The sequence below is a fragment of the Variovorax sp. M-6 genome, assembly GCF_052114385.1.
In the GTDB taxonomy this organism is placed as follows: Bacteria; Pseudomonadota; Gammaproteobacteria; order Burkholderiales; family Burkholderiaceae_C; genus Variovorax.
On the sequence record NZ_JBFREQ010000066.1, the window covers coordinates 1 to 14,250 of the forward strand.

16 protein-coding genes and 1 pseudogene are annotated in these 14,250 nt (G+C 60.5%); 12 read left to right on the top strand and 5 right to left on the bottom strand.

Annotation, left to right across the window (positions count from 1 at the left end; all coding sequences use genetic code 11):
* The 3 genes from AB4Z46_RS34455 to AB4Z46_RS34465 form a co-directional block, all read left to right on the top strand.
* A partial coding sequence (locus AB4Z46_RS34455; protein WP_442288049.1) for a phospholipase D-like domain-containing protein occupies positions 1 to 315 on the top strand: 315 nt, incomplete at its 5' end.
* A gap of 69 nt (positions 316 to 384) precedes the next feature.
* Entirely contained in the window at positions 385 to 1,038 is a 654-nt protein-coding gene (locus tag AB4Z46_RS34460) for a hypothetical protein (protein ID WP_442288050.1), read from the top strand.
* A 59-nt stretch (positions 1,039 to 1,097) separates the two neighbouring features.
* Positions 1,098 to 2,051, top strand: a complete 954-nt coding sequence (locus AB4Z46_RS34465) for a SphA family protein (protein WP_442288051.1) — start codon at positions 1,098 to 1,100, stop codon at positions 2,049 to 2,051.
* A 143-nt stretch (positions 2,052 to 2,194) separates the two neighbouring features.
* Here AB4Z46_RS34465 and AB4Z46_RS34470 read toward each other — a convergent pair whose 3' ends face one another.
* Entirely contained in the window at positions 2,195 to 2,539 is a 345-nt protein-coding gene (locus AB4Z46_RS34470; protein ID WP_442288052.1) for a hypothetical protein, read from the bottom strand.
* Between AB4Z46_RS34470 and AB4Z46_RS34475 the strand changes: the two genes are divergently transcribed.
* The gene (locus tag AB4Z46_RS34475; protein WP_442288053.1) at positions 2,533 to 2,808 is read left to right on the top strand and encodes a hypothetical protein; all 276 of its coding nucleotides are present in this window, start codon (positions 2,533 to 2,535) and stop codon (positions 2,806 to 2,808) included. The genes AB4Z46_RS34470 and AB4Z46_RS34475 overlap by 7 nt on opposite strands.
* A gap of 84 nt (positions 2,809 to 2,892) precedes the next feature.
* Here AB4Z46_RS34475 and AB4Z46_RS34480 read toward each other — a convergent pair whose 3' ends face one another.
* Entirely contained in the window at positions 2,893 to 3,981 is a 1,089-nt protein-coding gene (locus tag AB4Z46_RS34480; RefSeq protein WP_442288054.1) for an AraC family transcriptional regulator ligand-binding domain-containing protein, read from the bottom strand.
* Positions 3,982 to 4,617: 636 nt separating this feature from the next.
* Here AB4Z46_RS34480 and AB4Z46_RS34485 point away from each other — a divergent pair.
* Positions 4,618 to 6,057 (top strand): DUF1254 domain-containing protein, encoded by a 1,440-nt coding sequence (locus AB4Z46_RS34485; protein WP_442288055.1) that lies wholly within the window; start codon positions 4,618 to 4,620, stop codon positions 6,055 to 6,057.
* A 189-nt stretch (positions 6,058 to 6,246) separates the two neighbouring features.
* On the opposite strand, the pseudogene AB4Z46_RS34490 reads toward AB4Z46_RS34485, so the two are convergent.
* Positions 6,247 to 6,632, bottom strand: a pseudogene (locus tag AB4Z46_RS34490) (IS6 family transposase); the annotation flags it as partial.
* A gap of 305 nt (positions 6,633 to 6,937) precedes the next feature.
* Entirely contained in the window at positions 6,938 to 8,632 is a 1,695-nt protein-coding gene (locus AB4Z46_RS34495) for a phospholipase D-like domain-containing protein (protein WP_442288056.1), read from the bottom strand.
* Positions 8,633 to 9,032: 400 nt separating this feature from the next.
* Between AB4Z46_RS34495 and AB4Z46_RS34500 the strand changes: the two genes are divergently transcribed.
* The 7 genes from AB4Z46_RS34500 (at position 9,033) to AB4Z46_RS34530 (ending at position 13,148) form a co-directional block, all read left to right on the top strand.
* Positions 9,033 to 9,275: a hypothetical protein gene (locus tag AB4Z46_RS34500; RefSeq protein ID WP_442288057.1), complete on the top strand. Its 243-nt coding sequence runs from the start codon at positions 9,033 to 9,035 to the stop codon at positions 9,273 to 9,275.
* Positions 9,276 to 9,433: 158 nt separating this feature from the next.
* Complete coding sequence (locus AB4Z46_RS34505; RefSeq protein ID WP_442288058.1) at positions 9,434 to 9,922, top strand: YegJ family protein; 489 nt, start codon at positions 9,434 to 9,436, stop codon at positions 9,920 to 9,922.
* A 69-nt stretch (positions 9,923 to 9,991) separates the two neighbouring features.
* On the top strand, positions 9,992 to 10,300 hold the full coding sequence (locus tag AB4Z46_RS34510; protein ID WP_442288059.1) for a DUF6980 family protein: 309 nt from the start codon (positions 9,992 to 9,994) through the stop codon (positions 10,298 to 10,300).
* Between the two features lie 191 nt (positions 10,301 to 10,491).
* Complete coding sequence (locus AB4Z46_RS34515) at positions 10,492 to 10,848, top strand: hypothetical protein (RefSeq protein WP_442288060.1); 357 nt, start codon at positions 10,492 to 10,494, stop codon at positions 10,846 to 10,848.
* A gap of 129 nt (positions 10,849 to 10,977) precedes the next feature.
* Positions 10,978 to 11,415, top strand: coding sequence for a hypothetical protein (locus AB4Z46_RS34520; protein WP_442288061.1), 438 nt, complete (start codon positions 10,978 to 10,980; stop codon positions 11,413 to 11,415).
* A 92-nt stretch (positions 11,416 to 11,507) separates the two neighbouring features.
* The gene (locus AB4Z46_RS34525; protein WP_442288062.1) at positions 11,508 to 11,981 is read left to right on the top strand and encodes a GNAT family N-acetyltransferase; all 474 of its coding nucleotides are present in this window, start codon (positions 11,508 to 11,510) and stop codon (positions 11,979 to 11,981) included.
* 942 nt (positions 11,982 to 12,923) lie between these two features.
* Positions 12,924 to 13,148, top strand: coding sequence for a hypothetical protein (locus tag AB4Z46_RS34530; RefSeq protein WP_442288063.1), 225 nt, complete (start codon positions 12,924 to 12,926; stop codon positions 13,146 to 13,148).
* Between the two features lie 128 nt (positions 13,149 to 13,276).
* On the opposite strand, the gene AB4Z46_RS34535 is transcribed toward AB4Z46_RS34530, so the two are convergent.
* Positions 13,277 to 14,185 carry an IS30 family transposase gene (locus AB4Z46_RS34535; protein WP_442288064.1) on the bottom strand — a complete coding sequence of 303 codons (909 nt, stop codon included), beginning with the start codon at positions 14,183 to 14,185 and terminating at the stop codon, positions 13,277 to 13,279.
* Positions 14,186 to 14,250: the final 65 nt, after the last annotated feature.

Below are 14,250 nucleotides of genomic sequence, written 5' to 3' on the forward strand. Positions count from 1 at the left end.
CACCTGAAGCTGCACGCCAAGATGATGCTGGCCGATGGCGAGCGCGCGATCGTCGGCTCGATCAACCTGGCGCCGGGCAGCTTCGACGGCCGGCGCGAACTGGCGATCGAGACCGACCACCCGGGCACGGTGCAGCGGCTGGAGGAAACCGCGCAACGCGACTGGGAGTCCTCGCACAAGATCGACCTCAGCGATGCGGGCCTGCTCCACGACCTGCAGAAGCGCCAGCTCGATCCGCACCAGCTGGTGCTCCACGACGTCGGCGGCGAAAGCATGGCGGACAAGTCGAAGAAGCACAAGGGAAGGAAGACCTGAATGGCATCAACGACCGCGATCGTTGGCCGAACACTGGTCGCCGCGGCGACGTGGCCGCTGCTGGCGCAAGTGGCACTCGCCGCCGACGGCGCCAGCGGCGCAGAGTTCGCGATCCGCTGGGACCCGTCGCAAGGCGGTCCGCGAAGCATGGAGGAGGTTGTGACCCTGCTCGATCTCCCGCGCGGCAAGCGGAAGTCCTTCACTGTCCGCTATTTCTCGGTGGTGCAACCGACCGACGTGCCGCCGGGCTCCCGCGCCATCGCCCGGGAACGCAGCTTCGGACAGCGGACCGAGGCGATGTACAAGGTGCGGAGCAATGCCCCGTTCCCGGCCAGCGGTGCGCTCGCCACCTGGCGCTGCCCGTTCGAGCCGCACACGAAGCACAAGACCGAGGTCGACATCGGCTTCACCGCGGAAGGCCTGCCGAAGAAGAGCTATTCGCGCAGTTGTGATGCCGGCGGTTCGCTTGAGAAGGTACTGCCGGCCCGATTTGCGGCAAAGCCTTTCGGCTGCACCAGCCAGGTCCTGCGCATCGAGGCGGATCACATCAAGATCGAACGCTGGACCTTGCCGCGCGGCGAGATGTCCTTCGAGGTCTCGTGGAACGGCGAGGACACCGATGCCGATCTGCGCAAGTTCACCCGCCGGGTGATCACGCCTCTGATGTCCCGCGACATCAAGCCGGTACGCGAAAGCAAGACCGAACTCGGCAGCAACTGCTAAGCCCCACGCAAGCGTCCCGCGATCTCAGATTGCGCTTGTTCGCACTATTGCCCCAGCTCATGACATCTCACACGTCCATCGCGCCCCTCCGCCTTCTCTGCGCGGCGCTGGCGCTGTCCGCAGCTCACGCGCACGCCGACGAGGGCGGTGTGCCCTTCTGGTTCTCGGGGCAGTACTCGAGCCTGTCGGCCATGCCAGCCACGCCCGGCTGGTCGTTCACGACAATGGGCTACGGCTACAGCGGCAGCGCCTCGGGCGGCAAGTTGCTGCCGCGAGGCAACACCGTATCGGCCGGCGTGAACTCGGACGTGGCGTTGCTGCTCGCGCAGCCGAGCTATGCGCCCGAGACGAAGTGGCTGGGGGGCCAGCCCTCGCTGGGGGTCGGATTCGGCTACGGAAGAAACTCAACGAAGGCGGACATCTCCACCTCCGCCCTCGGCGTGCAGCTGAACCGCACCGATACGGTCAACGGCTTTACCGACTTGTACCCGGTGGTGAGCATCGCCTGGACGCAGGGCGTGCACAACTGGATGACCTACGCAACGGGGGACATCCCCGTGGGCGCCTACGACAGCAAGCGGCTCGCGAACATCGGCATCGGGCATGCGGCCTTCGATACGGGCGGCGGCTACACCTACCTCGACCCGCAGAGTGGACGCGAGTTCTCGGTCGTGGGAGGCCTCACCTACAACTGGGAGAACTCAGACACCAAGTACAAGAACGGCGTGGACTCGCACATTGACTGGGCGGCGTCGCAGTTCCTCTCGGCCAACTGGGAGGTCGGGCTTGCCGGGTACGTGTACTACCAGCTGACCGGAGACAGCGGCTCAGGCGCCAGGCTAGGGCCGTTCAAGTCCCGTGTCGCCGCCATCGGACCGGAAGTCGGGTACGCATTCAAGGTCGCCGGTTTGCCGGCGTATGCCAACGTGCGCGCCTATTACGAGTTCTGGGCACAGAACCGCGTCTCGGGCTACGCCGTGTTCGCGACGCTTGTGCTTCCACTCGGGAATTGATGCCTCGGGGGCCAAGTCGTGGCCCACTGCCAGCGAGAGCTAGCAGCGGTTCAGCTGTGCGTTCGCGCCGGGTGGTGCAAGAACACAACCGGCGTGAAGGCCTCCGACAAACACAGTCCCCTCAACCCACGGCAATCACATGGTCAACCTGCATAGTTTGTCGATGGCCTTGCTTGCTTTTTACGCGCAGAGAGCACCCTACCCTTTGCGTCGAGCATGAATTGCACGCCATGGGCCAGGCCCTCCTGGCGCAACTGCCCGGCACATGCATCGGCTTCGGCCATCGTTTCAAACAAGCGAATCGGTGCTCCGTCAAAGAGCCTTCCGTCAAACAACCACTCCCCTGATTCCATCAGGTACTCCATGGAACCTAGTAGGCGCTGGCGATGCCGTTGCGCAATCCGGTGCAAGCGATCAAAGGCGATGCCCCAGAGTTCGGCGACGCCATTGCGCTGGACCTTGGCGGGCGCGGGATTGCGCGATGACACGCGTGGCCATGGCTATCTTGGTCGTCGGCGGGCCCACGGCCGACCAAGGCAGCTTCGATATCTTTCACTGGAGGGGTGGCACCGACGCCCCGCAGCGCCTGGAGCAACCGGCGCTGGCAACACTGCGGCCGGAGGCGCTGTTCGACTGGCCGGACACGCCGCTGTTCCAACTGCTCAGCGACGACGGCGAGATCAAACTTCACGGCAAGGAATGCAAGAAGCTGCGATCCTCGCAGCAGGGTTTCCGGAGCCCGGTCTTCACACGCTGAACTGGCACACGGTTCCCAGCATTACCGACAACTTCCTACCCGCCCGCCCAACATGCGCCCGTCCTGCGTGCTGGACGGGAATGCTCAATCGGGTGTCAAGCTCTCGTCAGCAAAAGCGTTTGCCCATGTACGCCGAAACTCGCTGGGGCCGACACCCATCGCCTTTTGAAACGCGCGTGCAAAATTAGCCGGCGCCGAATAACCCAGCGCCGTCGAGATCTGGGTCACCGACGCGTCTGTCTCGCTCAGCAATTCCACAGCGCGCTTGCCGCGCAAGACGTTGACCATCGTACGGAAATCGGCGCCTTCCCGGCTTAGTTCCCGCTGCAGCGTGCGCACGCTGGTATCCAGCGAACACGCGGTGCTCTCGATCGACACGCTTCCGGTCAGGATCTGCGCCCAGACTTGATGCGCGACCACGCCCTTGAGTCCGCTGATGTGATGGATCTCGCTGCGCTCACGCGCCATGTCCCCTACCGTGAGCAGCCTACTGGTGGCTCGAAGGGGGACGGCGCGAAGATCGCCAGCGCCCAGCCACACCCCAAGCCCTGGCGCATCGAAGACCACGGGACATTCAAATGTGTCCTCTGAGAGGGCGCACCGGCGGGGCGCCGGAAGATTCACTTCGATGCGCTCCGGATGCCAAGAGGAGGGCAGGTACGACTTGCAAAGGCTGATGATCGCACCGATGGTACCCCAGGCCACGTGCCGGTATCCGTCCAGCCTCCGGGCGGCACTGACATAGCCGATCCGCGCACGGCCGTCGATCAAATCCAGCGACATCGCGTCGCCCCTGGCATGAAAGTCCATCGTCGCCGCAGCTCGAGCGATCGCGGCACCGAGCGTGCCTGCGCCGAGCAGATACTCCCCCCAGGAGCCGTAGTCGGTGATCGTGAGGTGGGGCGCCAGCTTTAAGCCAAGGTGCTCCTCGCCGGCCATGCGCGCCACCGCCTCAGCGAAAGTCGTCATGGTCCACTGCGGAATGAAGCAGTCGCTCTCCTCGATCAGCTCGAAGTCCAGCATCGCCGCTTGCCGCGCTTGCCTGAGCACCCTCTCGCCGAACGCGCTCCGAACGAAATCTGGAACGCCTGCCAGCACTGCCACCGAGATCAGCGGCGCGTCTGCCAGTGGCGTGGCGCCGACGCGTGGCGCAAAGTGGTTTGCTGCGATCACGGCGGAAGTCTAACCTCCTAGGGCTTCAAGTGTGTCGGCACAAAGCGCGCCGATCCACGGTGCCAGTGGAGTCGCAACCCAACACAACCCCGAGGCCGCCCACACCATGCACGACAAGGAGATCGATCGAATGCGCCTCTTCACCCGAGGCCGTGCGCTGGCCGCCTGCGCCACTGCCGCGCACGCCGAGATGTCGGCCGAGGATCGGCCAAGCTGGCGCAGAATCCGGTCGGCAACCTGGTCGGCCTGCCCTTCCAGAACGACACCAACTTCAACACCGGAACGCCGACGCCGAGGTTGATGGGCAAACACAGTTCAGCCCACGCTCGCGAAGATCTCACGCCGGAGACTGGTCGGACGCTATCAGACATGCCGGCCCTAGTCGCGATCAAGATTGCTTCGAGCGTCGCCCGTTACCCCTCGCAATCTCCAAGCGTTTGGCGCGAAATGAGTGGCGAATGGGCTCACCAGCCATTACCCTCCCAACGGTCGGAATGGCGGGCAACGTCGCGCCTCTGTTCGAGCCGAGTTTCCCCATGCAGAATTGCGGCCCGGCGATATTCTCATAACCGACGATCTCGGCAGCCGCAGGGTGACACTGCCAGGTCAAATTACTTATTGAATTGGAGAAAATCAATGAAGATGACCCGTCGCGCCGTTACTTTAGGCGGATTGAACGCAGGCGTGGCCGCTGGCCTGTCCGCGCTGATGCCAGCAAATGCTCAGTCGATCTCGCCATCAGAAGCGCGGCAAATTGCTGAGGATGCCTACGTCTATGGTTACTCGCTTATCACGACCGAGGTCACGCGCGTCCAGAGCACTAACCGCGCCAAGCCGGAAGGGATCAAGGCGCCCCTCGGCCAGTTCGGCAATGTCGAGAAGTATCCCCCCGCCGACTTTCGCCTCATTTCAGCGCCTAACGCCGATACGCTCTATTCATTTGCATGGCTCGACCTCATTGAACCGCAAGTTTTCAGTCACCCCGACATGGGTGACCGCTACTATATCTTTGAGGTCGTCGACCTTTGGATGTCGGACTCCAAGTCGTCGCCGAGCACGCGCACGGCCGATGGGAAGGCCGCCAATTACCTGTTCACGGCGCCGGGATGGAAAGGCGAAGTTCCAGCAGGGATGAAGCACTTTCCGTCCGCAACGCGCTACATGATCATTGCAGGCCGCATCTACGCCGACGGGAGCGAACAGGATTACAAAATCGTCAATGCGTTGCAGGCTCAGAACAAGATCACGCCGCTGTCCGCATGGGGTAAGCCCTACACTCCTGTGGCCGCGCCGGTGAATCCAAACCCTGGCTTCAGTATGACTGATGCGCCCCAATCGGTCATTCTCGCCATGGGTACCGAAGGCTATTTCAACCTCTTGGCTAAGCTGATGGCTGGGGATGCACCACCGGCCCCGACAGACGGGCCAATTCTCGCCCGCATGGCTCAAATCGGCATTGAGCCCGGCAAAGCGTTCGTACTGAGCAACCTTGCCCCAGCAATTCAGGCTGCCCTGAAAGATATCCCGCAGACGGCGCTGAAGAAGATCGAGGCCAACAAGAACAACTTGGGCTCTATCGAAAACGGGTGGGCGATTTCGAAGGGACTCGGCACCTATGGCCCAGGCGACTACTTGAAACGTGCGACGGTTGCGGCGTTTGGCTGGCCTGCAAACCAGGAAAAGGACGCGGTCTATCCCATCACGGAAGTCGATTCTTCGGGCCAAAAACTGACAGGTGCAAACAAGTACACCGTGACTTTCGCAAAGGGCGAGATGCCGCCCGTCAAGGGATTCTGGTCAATCACGATCTATATGATCGACAAGGGTTGGTGGTTCACTCCCAATCCGCTGAACAAGTTTACCGTGAGTGCCCGAGACAAGCTAAAGGCCAACCCTGATGGTTCAACAACGCTTTACTTCCAAAACAAGTCACCCGGTGCCGACAAGGAGTCGAATTGGCTGCCCACTCCGAAAGGCGATTTCATTCCCATGATGCGGATGTATTATCCCTCGGAGACTTCGCCTTCGATTATCAATGGAACCTGGAAGCCACCACAGGTGATTAAAGTCAGATAAATCGAACGTACTCGAAAACGCACGACGAGGCCGCGAGAGCGGCCTCGTCGTGTGTGACGCTTACAGGATCAATTGTGCTGCCTCCCGAGGCTTCATGACGTGGAGTTCTAGAAGGGATGGAAACGCCGGTTCTGTCGCGACAAGCCTGTCGAGGGGTGTCAAGGTCGACCTTGGCGTCGCTCGACGAGTGGCAAGACTGTAGAAGTGGTCGGCATCGGACACGACCAAACCCGTTGAGCAGCAGAGCTTGCCCTTCTTGATCATGTGCATGAGTTCAATGCCCGCGATCAGGCGAGCCGCGGAGTAGAACGATTTGAACCCCATCATCGGCCGCGCCCGCCGTTTGATCGCGCGGTGATCCCGCTCAACGACGTTGTTGAGATACTTGGACTGACGCAACTCGATGGGCAGGCCGCTGTCAGCGTCAGGCCTCTCACGACGGCGGCCGTGTTGGCACCGCTCTTGTCGATGGTGATCGTCTCGGGCAGGTCGTGCTGGTCGATGGCGCGCTCGAAGAAACGGCGCGCTGCCGCCTCGTCACGCTTGGCTGTGAGCAGCGACGGTAGGGTTGCTCCCGTTCACTTTCGTCCTGCGTTTACACACGGCCTCGGCCAGGACCGGACATTCAGCACGAACGTCCAACCAGGCATATGAAGCCCCTTGCGATGGCTGCCGTTGCCAGCGGTTCATTTCGTCATACAACGGCTTCGGCTACGCACCTCGAATGCGGACGGGCAGAGCTTTGCGTTCGCGGTTCGCAAGGCGAGCAATTGCTTGACTCGGGCAGCGAGCAGTGGCGAGGTCTGACCGACATGCGGCAATGGCTTCCTGGTGCCGCGCAGGGGCGCTACCGACACTTCCTTGGTTGAAGCACCACGCTTTACATCCAGAAGGTCCACTCCGCCTTTTGACGCAGTGACCTCACCCTTGAGCCTTGCCAGGTTGCCTTGTCATCCAGTGCCTGCCATGGCGTATCACCGTCCGCTAGGGCGAGCCCCACGTACTGCCTCCACCGATAGTGGTTGTAGACAGAGATGATGTGTGCGGCATACGCCTGTGCCACTGCCTTGTCATTCTCGACAATGATGAAATTTTCATCGTTGCTTTCGGAAGCGGGCGACGAAAAGTTATGCGAGCCAGTGATGACGACCGGATGGTCGCCAAAGGGGTCGATGCACATCACTTTGCTATGCACCAAGACGGAAATTTTGCCGCCCCGCATGAACTCCTTAGCCCAGAAAGCAAACTGCTCCTTGATTCCGGTAGGCGTGAATGCGTCAAGGTCCATCGGGTCTGTCTTACTTCCACCCGTGAGCGTTGCAACAAGCTTTCCCTGAGGACCGCCCACAAACTGGTTCACTACCCCCCGGACGTACATGCCGTTGGCACGTTCCTCAAGGATGTCTACTACCGGTCCGGTGGCGCCGGGCATGAACGAAAGGAAGAGGATGCCCTCCTTCGCCCCGGCGATGAGCTCGCGCATTCGCGCGAGGTCATTGTGTTTAACAGTCGGTGTGAACCATGGTTGAATGGTAGCCGGGTCGCTGGTTCCCTTGTCTGGAGCAGCGTTATCCTTCTTCAGGGTCGACGGAGCCTCGCTTTTGGCCCTAGCCAAGCGTTTCCACTGGTCCAGATACTGATCTGCAAGTGCTTCGCTGTCGACAAGGATGGCGTTGTTGACTTGCGTGAACAGTCCCGTCGGCGTCAGGTTTGTCGAGCCAGTCCACACTCGAATTGGGTTTGCTCCTTCCGCAACAACGATGAACTTGTTGTGACCGAGGTCACCACCTGCGTTCGGATTTGACGTCATACGGTCAACCACTTCGCACCCTGCGGCGTGAATAGCCTTGCGGGCCTCCGCGCTCGCATCGGGCTCAGAAGGCTTCGCGCTGCCATTGGACAACACAACGTGTGCGCGCGGTCCCAGCCGGCAAAACCGGTCCACCACTTCGGGGTCCTCCAGTTCGAACAGTGCCGCGTAGAGGTGTATCGCTGGATTCGAATCCGCGAAGTCGAACATGTTCCGCAGAGCGAAGATGAGCGTGCCGCCGCAAAAGTCGCGAAGGAACTCACTCGCCGTGTCGGTGACAGTTGCGACCAAAGCGCTCGAAGTTTCGATGCCCTTCTCAGACGCGATACGAGCCATCCAAGGCGAAGCAGCCATTGGTCGATTGAAGAAGCAGCTTAGGCGACCCGAGGCTGGCTGGGTTGCGTCAACCTCGAGCCATTCGCTAGCCCAATCTGCTCGCGCACCCAAGGCGCTAGGCGCTCCCACCATCGGCACCACGCGGTAGCGCGCTCTGTCGCCGAATGACAGGTCATGGTCGGTCCAGTTGTACCGTTGGAATGGCCAGACGTTTGACGGGTTTCGCTGATTTGGTCCGGCGGCTGTATCCGCCGCGAATCCAACCCGGTTGAGCAGAAACTCAGAGGTGTTGAGCGCTCGCCCTGGAATTCTGGTCTCCAGCCAGATGCGCTCGATTGCAAATCCGAGACAACCCTCAAGCTCGTCAGCGCGCCAGACGAGGAACGCGTCATCGATGTTGCTGTAAACCCTCAAGTCGACCTTGTTCATACCACCTCCTGAAGCGAGCGCTGCTGTGGTGAAGTCCTGACGTCGTCGCCGAATGAAGCGACAAAACTTCTCGGATGTTAGTCACTTGCTTCGGTTGATGTATCCCCAAAGTTGAGTAGTGAGAAAGTGGCGAGTTGGTCGTCAATCGCCAAGCTTGAAGTCCTCGGCCCACATGCTTCCTCGTCCATCAATGGCGAGCCGCATACGCCACACACACCGGATGTCGTCGAGCCGAAGATGAGTCCGTCCTGCGAGACTGGTTCCGGCCCAAATTGACTGACGGCCAAGGGCGGCAGAGCAGGTAGGCACATCCGCACTGGGGCAGGTGGCGCCGGCCCAGGTGTGGCAGGATGCGGCCAGAACCAGACGTTCCCGCCTCGCCCTCAGTTCAACAGCCACCATGCTTCTTCACATCATCTACACCGAAACTGCGATGTTCTTGTCGAAGAAGGCCTACCCATCTTGGCGTGATATTCAGGACGAGTTCTGCGACTACAAGACGTCGCTTGGCCCGTGGGAAGCTGATGCCGTGACCGACTATCTCCAGGATGACTACCCGGACCTCATGCCCCTGGCGGCCACACAAGTTGCCGAACTGGTTCGGTCCGACCCTGTTCTCCGGCAGCTCACGTTGTTGGCCTGAGGGACGACTGAGGTCGGCCAGGTGCGGACATTCATCACGGTTCTCAGTCTTCGCGAGCAATCATGACCCCGGCGGCACCCGCGCAAGATACATTCATCGGGGCGGAGCCAAGGCAGCCTGAAACTCCAATCTCATAGTTTTTCTCGTGGGTCTCTCACATGCGCTTCCTCATGCCTTCAATCGCCGTCTTTGCGATGGCCTTTGTCATCTCTGCGGCAGCGCAGCAACGAGACGAAAGCGAAGTTGTTTTTGTTGGCACAAGCGACCCCGAGATGGTTGCCGCGATGAGGCAGGCTCGTACCACGCTACCGGACTTTCTAAAGTTGGCTGCCGCTCCCCCAAGCGGAACGGACAACTACAAGCTGAAGGTGATGGTCATCGATGGAGACAAGACCGAACACTTCTGGGTAACCCCTTTCAAGGCGCTGCCCGAAGGGTTTGCGGGTGCGATTGCGAACGACCCAAAAATCGTGCGAAACGTGAAAGCGGGTCAAATCGTGCGGTTCAACGAATCGTTGATTTCTGATTGGGGCTACACCAAGGACGGAAAGCAAGTTGGTAGCTTCACGGTCTGCGTGTTGTTCAAACGGATGCCCGCGGAGCAAGCTGAGTTCTATCGTAAGAACCATGGCTTCGATTGCCGGTAGCGGCCAGGACCGGTCATTCGTGGCCAGGGCAGAATTTGCCTAGGAGCGGACGTTGCGAGAAGGACTTCGATGAACAGTCACTGTTGCCCAGAGATGCGCGAGCAGGTCAGTTTTCAGTGTGACCGGCACAAGGATTTGTCCGAGTGTCCCGATGCGCTCGTTGCGTATGCGGCTCGCTATGACGAGTACGGGCTCGTCAACCACGACGGCGGTGCGAACATGCGCGTGATAAGCCACTGTCCCTGGTGCGGTAGAAAGCTACCGGAATCGCGGCGCAGTCAGTGGTTCGACGAGCTCGAGGCGCTCGGCTTCGATGAGCCGACGGCGCAAGACATCCCCGAGAAGTACAAGACTGACGCTTGGTATCGTGGCGCCTAACGGCCCAGAAGCCGCCGCACGACGCCGACCTCCAGTTAACGGCCTTAAGCGGCAAAGCACGGGCATACTGTCTCCTGACGGCCGGGTTGGCGCCTGCGACGAGGCCTGATTCCCGCCGGCCAATGGGCGCTTGTTGCCGGATACCATTCTGTCGACGCACTGCCTCCCTCACAGCACATCGATTCGACGATATGCGTACAGCCATCTACTACTCGCTGATGCTCTTGCTCGGATTTGCCTGGTACAAGTTCGGGCAGAACTTGCTCCGGAAGGGGCATCGCGACGAGAACGGCGAACTCACCCAAGGATTTGTGGGGCCGGTGGGATTCCTCGTGACCGCTATTGTGGCGTGCGGCCTCTCGTTTGCCTTGTTGCGCGCGCTGCTTCGGGGTGAGGTGTCCTGCTTGGGCAGGGGCTGCAAGATGCAGATTTACACCTTGGCGGTACATGCTGGCGAGTACTGGGCCAACGTGTTTTACCCAGCGTGGATGGTGCTCGGCCTTGGCTATGCGATGTATGTGACGTTCAAGATTTGGTTCCGTGCGTAGCGGTGCCGAAGGGCAGCGGACCGACGCGCGTGGTGGACAGCTCTTTATGTAGTCTTGCGCGGGGCCGTTTGCTCCCATGAGGCGACAGGCTACAGTCGGCCAGGAACGGACATTCGAGGTCGAGCTCCAGTGAACCAAGAAATGACAACAGACGACGTTACCCACAGCCTCGCAAGCATCGCGTCCGACCAGCAGTTGGCCGACCAAGGCGACGACCTCGTTCAGAGTTGGCTCAACGCAGACGTGGGCTTCGCCGCCGTCGCCCCTGTCTTGCGCTTTATGGAAGCTCACGCAGATTGGGACTTTGGTACGCCTGGTCCGCTGGTTCACTTCGTTGAGCGGTTTCACGGCCAAGGCTACGACCACGAAGTGATTGCATCGGTCGAAAGGCAACCCACCAAGCACACCTTGTGGATGCTGAACCGACTCATCAACGGCGAGCGGGCCGGAAGCGCGAGGGCGAGGCTCCTGGGGGTGCTGTCGGCCGCTGCGACCGCACCCAATGCTGGGCCGGACGCCGCCGAAGCAGCTCGACAGTTCCACGCTCTCCATGTTTCAGCCAGCTGACCATCGGCAGAATGCAGCCCAGGTGCGGACGTTCGCGTCACGGGCTAGATGTGACAGACTCGTGGTCAGTTTTATGGCGTAGTGAGGACTTCATGGAGATTCGTCGGTTCAGGCTTGGTGATGAAGCTGCGTTGTTCCGTGTGTATTTCACGGCCATCCATGAGGTCGCCTCTCGCAACTACTCACCTGAGCAAGTCGAGGCATGGGCGCCGGCGGACCTTGACATGGACCTATGGGCGAATAAGGTTCAAGAAATCCGACCCTTCGTGGTTGAGCTTGGCGGCGAAATTGTCGGCTATGCGGACGTTCAGCCGGGCGGCTACGTCGACCACTTCTTCGTGTCAGGCGCTCATCCGCGACAGGGAATTGGCACACTGCTGATGGCTCGTATCCATGAAGAGGCCAAGTCGCTTGGTCTGAGCGAGCTGGCGTCGGACGTGAGCACGACTGCCGAGCCGTTCTTTGCTCTCCACGGGTTCAAGGTCGTCGAGCGACGACTACCAGTGCTTCGGGGTGTGACCGTCCAGAATGCCTTGATGCGCAAGGAGCTTCAGCGTGGCGGATGAACGTCGGCTCGAACAGTCCTGTGACCGGCAGAACGCGGCCAGAACCAGACCTTCGACATCGACCTCCAACTCCATGAGTGCAAGCCAAATTCTCCTCGCGCTTCTTGTGGCAGCGTTCTTTGGCATGTTTGGTTGGGACAGATATAACCATCGCAAGGCTCAACGGATTCGCTCGTCTTGGAACTGCTTTCGATGCGGGGTCGAGCTTGGGCCCATGCAATCCGTAGACATCCGCGTGGCCGGTGGGCCGGGGCCCGCCACATTGGCTCGGGCGTGCAAGAGGTGCGCGAGACGCGATGCGCGCATTTGGTGGGCTGGCATGGGACTTTTATGCATCCTCTTTGTAGCGACCGGCGTCCTGTTGGCGTTGTCAGGAGGCTTCTGAATCGCGCTTCCAGCGGCCGCTTTGGAGCCGACGGAAAGTCGACCTCGGGCCCGGCGCGCTGGGAAGCCGACCGGCTACAGTCGGCCAACTCCGGACATTCGGCTAGCATCTCGGTTGTAACAACAGCGCGGCGCCCAACCGCTTGATGTATGCCCTACAAGGTCTTCGTTGACGACAACTACGCCTTCATGGACGAATCGAAGCGAAACCCGGCGGGCGTTTTCGAATCTCACCAGGCGGCCGTAGCTGCAGCAGAGGCCATAGTTGATGAATTCCTCCTCTCAAGCTATCGGCCAGGAATGCAGTCCGACGAGCTTTTGGCTGCGTACCGAGGCTATGGCCAAGACCCATTCATACTTGCCACCGAGCCAGACGCCGCAGTCGAGCCGATGTTTTCGGCTCGAACATACGCGGCCGAGAGCTGTGCAGAAATCTGCGCGGAACAACGCCCGTGGTGGAAGCTCTGGGCGCGCTCAACCCCCTAACGTGCCCCTGCCCGCAAGCTCGCTGCAATCGGTGCTGTACGGCAGAGTTCGGCCAGAAGCGGACTGTGAACGATGACCGAGACCCAGTACCTTCAACTCGCAACTGAATACCTACTTTCCAAAGGTATTGGACATTTGCCTCCTGGAAAAATTGGACGCAAAGAGCGGCATCGATGGGAAGTAATATTTCTGGTGCCTGAGACGTTAGACCCGGAAATTGCATGTGTCGATCCGCCCGATGTCAGGGTTTGGGTGACCCCTTCGGTAGGTGCTGTCGAACTGATTGACCAGATGTGATGCTAGGGTCGCTCAAACAACTCCTGTGCCATCGACAGCATCAGGCTACCGACCGGGACCGACTGAAGTCGATGGGCGACTGAGCGTCGGCTTTGGAGAAAGCGGTACAGCCGGTTTGGGCTGCGGATTCAACCGGTCGATGCAACGATCTGGCTGAACATCTCAGCCGGTGTTTGAAAGTCGAGAGTCTTCCTGGGGCGCTCGTTCAACCTGCGTGCCAATGCATTGAGCTTGGCCTGTGAGTAGGTCGAGACATCGATGCCCTTGTGACGCTCAACCAGCGTGGCGATCTGGCTGTTGGCGCTTCCGAACAGCAAGTCGCCTTCCCAGTGGCCAGGAACCGCTCGATCTTCAACCGTGGCCGGTCGCTCGCTGATCGAGACGGCGTCAACGATTCTTCCGTGGGTGTCGGTCTTTTGCGTGTGATGGCGCGAGCGGCGCATGCCTCGCGTTCTTCTCAGATGCTGCAGCAGTTCCTTCTTCAAGGCCCCGCGGGCTTGAATGAACAGGCTGCGGTAGATGGTCTCGTGTGACACGTGGCAGTTCTCATCGCAAGGGTAAGTGTGTTTGAGCCACCCCGCAATCTGCTCCGGAGACCACTCCAGTCGAAGCTTCTCCGTGACGATGCGCGCCAAGAGCCGGTTCTCGGCCAGCTTGCGGCGCTTGGGCCGACGAGCCCGATCCCAGGCTGCCTGGTCGGCCTGGGCCGCCCGATAGCATCCCTGACCACCATTGCGCTTGATCTCGCGGCTGATGGTGGATGGAGCTCGCCCGAGGATCACCGCGATCGCGCGAATCGAGAAGCCAGCCACCATGGCACGCGAGATCTCCTCGCGCTCGCCCAGGGTGAGTGCCTTCGGTGAACGGCTTCGCTCCGGCGGCCGTATGCCGCCAGTACGCGACAGAATTCCCTGTATCGACGCGTGCGGTCGACTAAACAGCTGAGCGATCTGATGGAGGGTCCATCCCTCCCTCCATCGCTCCCACATCAATGCCTTCTGGCTGTCTGTGTAGTAGGTTCGTGTCCGGTACGCCATCTGCAACACTCCTTCTGCCTACGGCAGTCATCAGTGTGTTGCATCGACCGGTTGAATCCGCAGCC

Coding starts and splice junctions, on each gene's coding strand:
- AB4Z46_RS34465 (WP_442288051.1), top strand. CDS start 1,098: ATGACATCTCACACGTCCATCGCGCCCCTCCGCCTTCTCTGCGCGGCG.
- AB4Z46_RS34475 (WP_442288053.1), top strand. CDS start 2,533: ATGACACGCGTGGCCATGGCTATCTTGGTCGTCGGCGGGCCCACGGCC.
- AB4Z46_RS34485 (WP_442288055.1), top strand. CDS start 4,618: ATGAAGATGACCCGTCGCGCCGTTACTTTAGGCGGATTGAACGCAGGC.
- AB4Z46_RS34495 (WP_442288056.1), bottom strand. CDS start 8,632: ATGAACAAGGTCGACTTGAGGGTTTACAGCAACATCGATGACGCGTTC.
- AB4Z46_RS34500 (WP_442288057.1), top strand. CDS start 9,033: ATGCTTCTTCACATCATCTACACCGAAACTGCGATGTTCTTGTCGAAG.
- AB4Z46_RS34505 (WP_442288058.1), top strand. CDS start 9,434: ATGCGCTTCCTCATGCCTTCAATCGCCGTCTTTGCGATGGCCTTTGTC.
- AB4Z46_RS34510 (WP_442288059.1), top strand. CDS start 9,992: ATGAACAGTCACTGTTGCCCAGAGATGCGCGAGCAGGTCAGTTTTCAG.
- AB4Z46_RS34515 (WP_442288060.1), top strand. CDS start 10,492: ATGCGTACAGCCATCTACTACTCGCTGATGCTCTTGCTCGGATTTGCC.
- AB4Z46_RS34525 (WP_442288062.1), top strand. CDS start 11,508: ATGGAGATTCGTCGGTTCAGGCTTGGTGATGAAGCTGCGTTGTTCCGT.
- AB4Z46_RS34530 (WP_442288063.1), top strand. CDS start 12,924: ATGACCGAGACCCAGTACCTTCAACTCGCAACTGAATACCTACTTTCC.
- AB4Z46_RS34535 (WP_442288064.1), bottom strand. CDS start 14,185: ATGGCGTACCGGACACGAACCTACTACACAGACAGCCAGAAGGCATTG.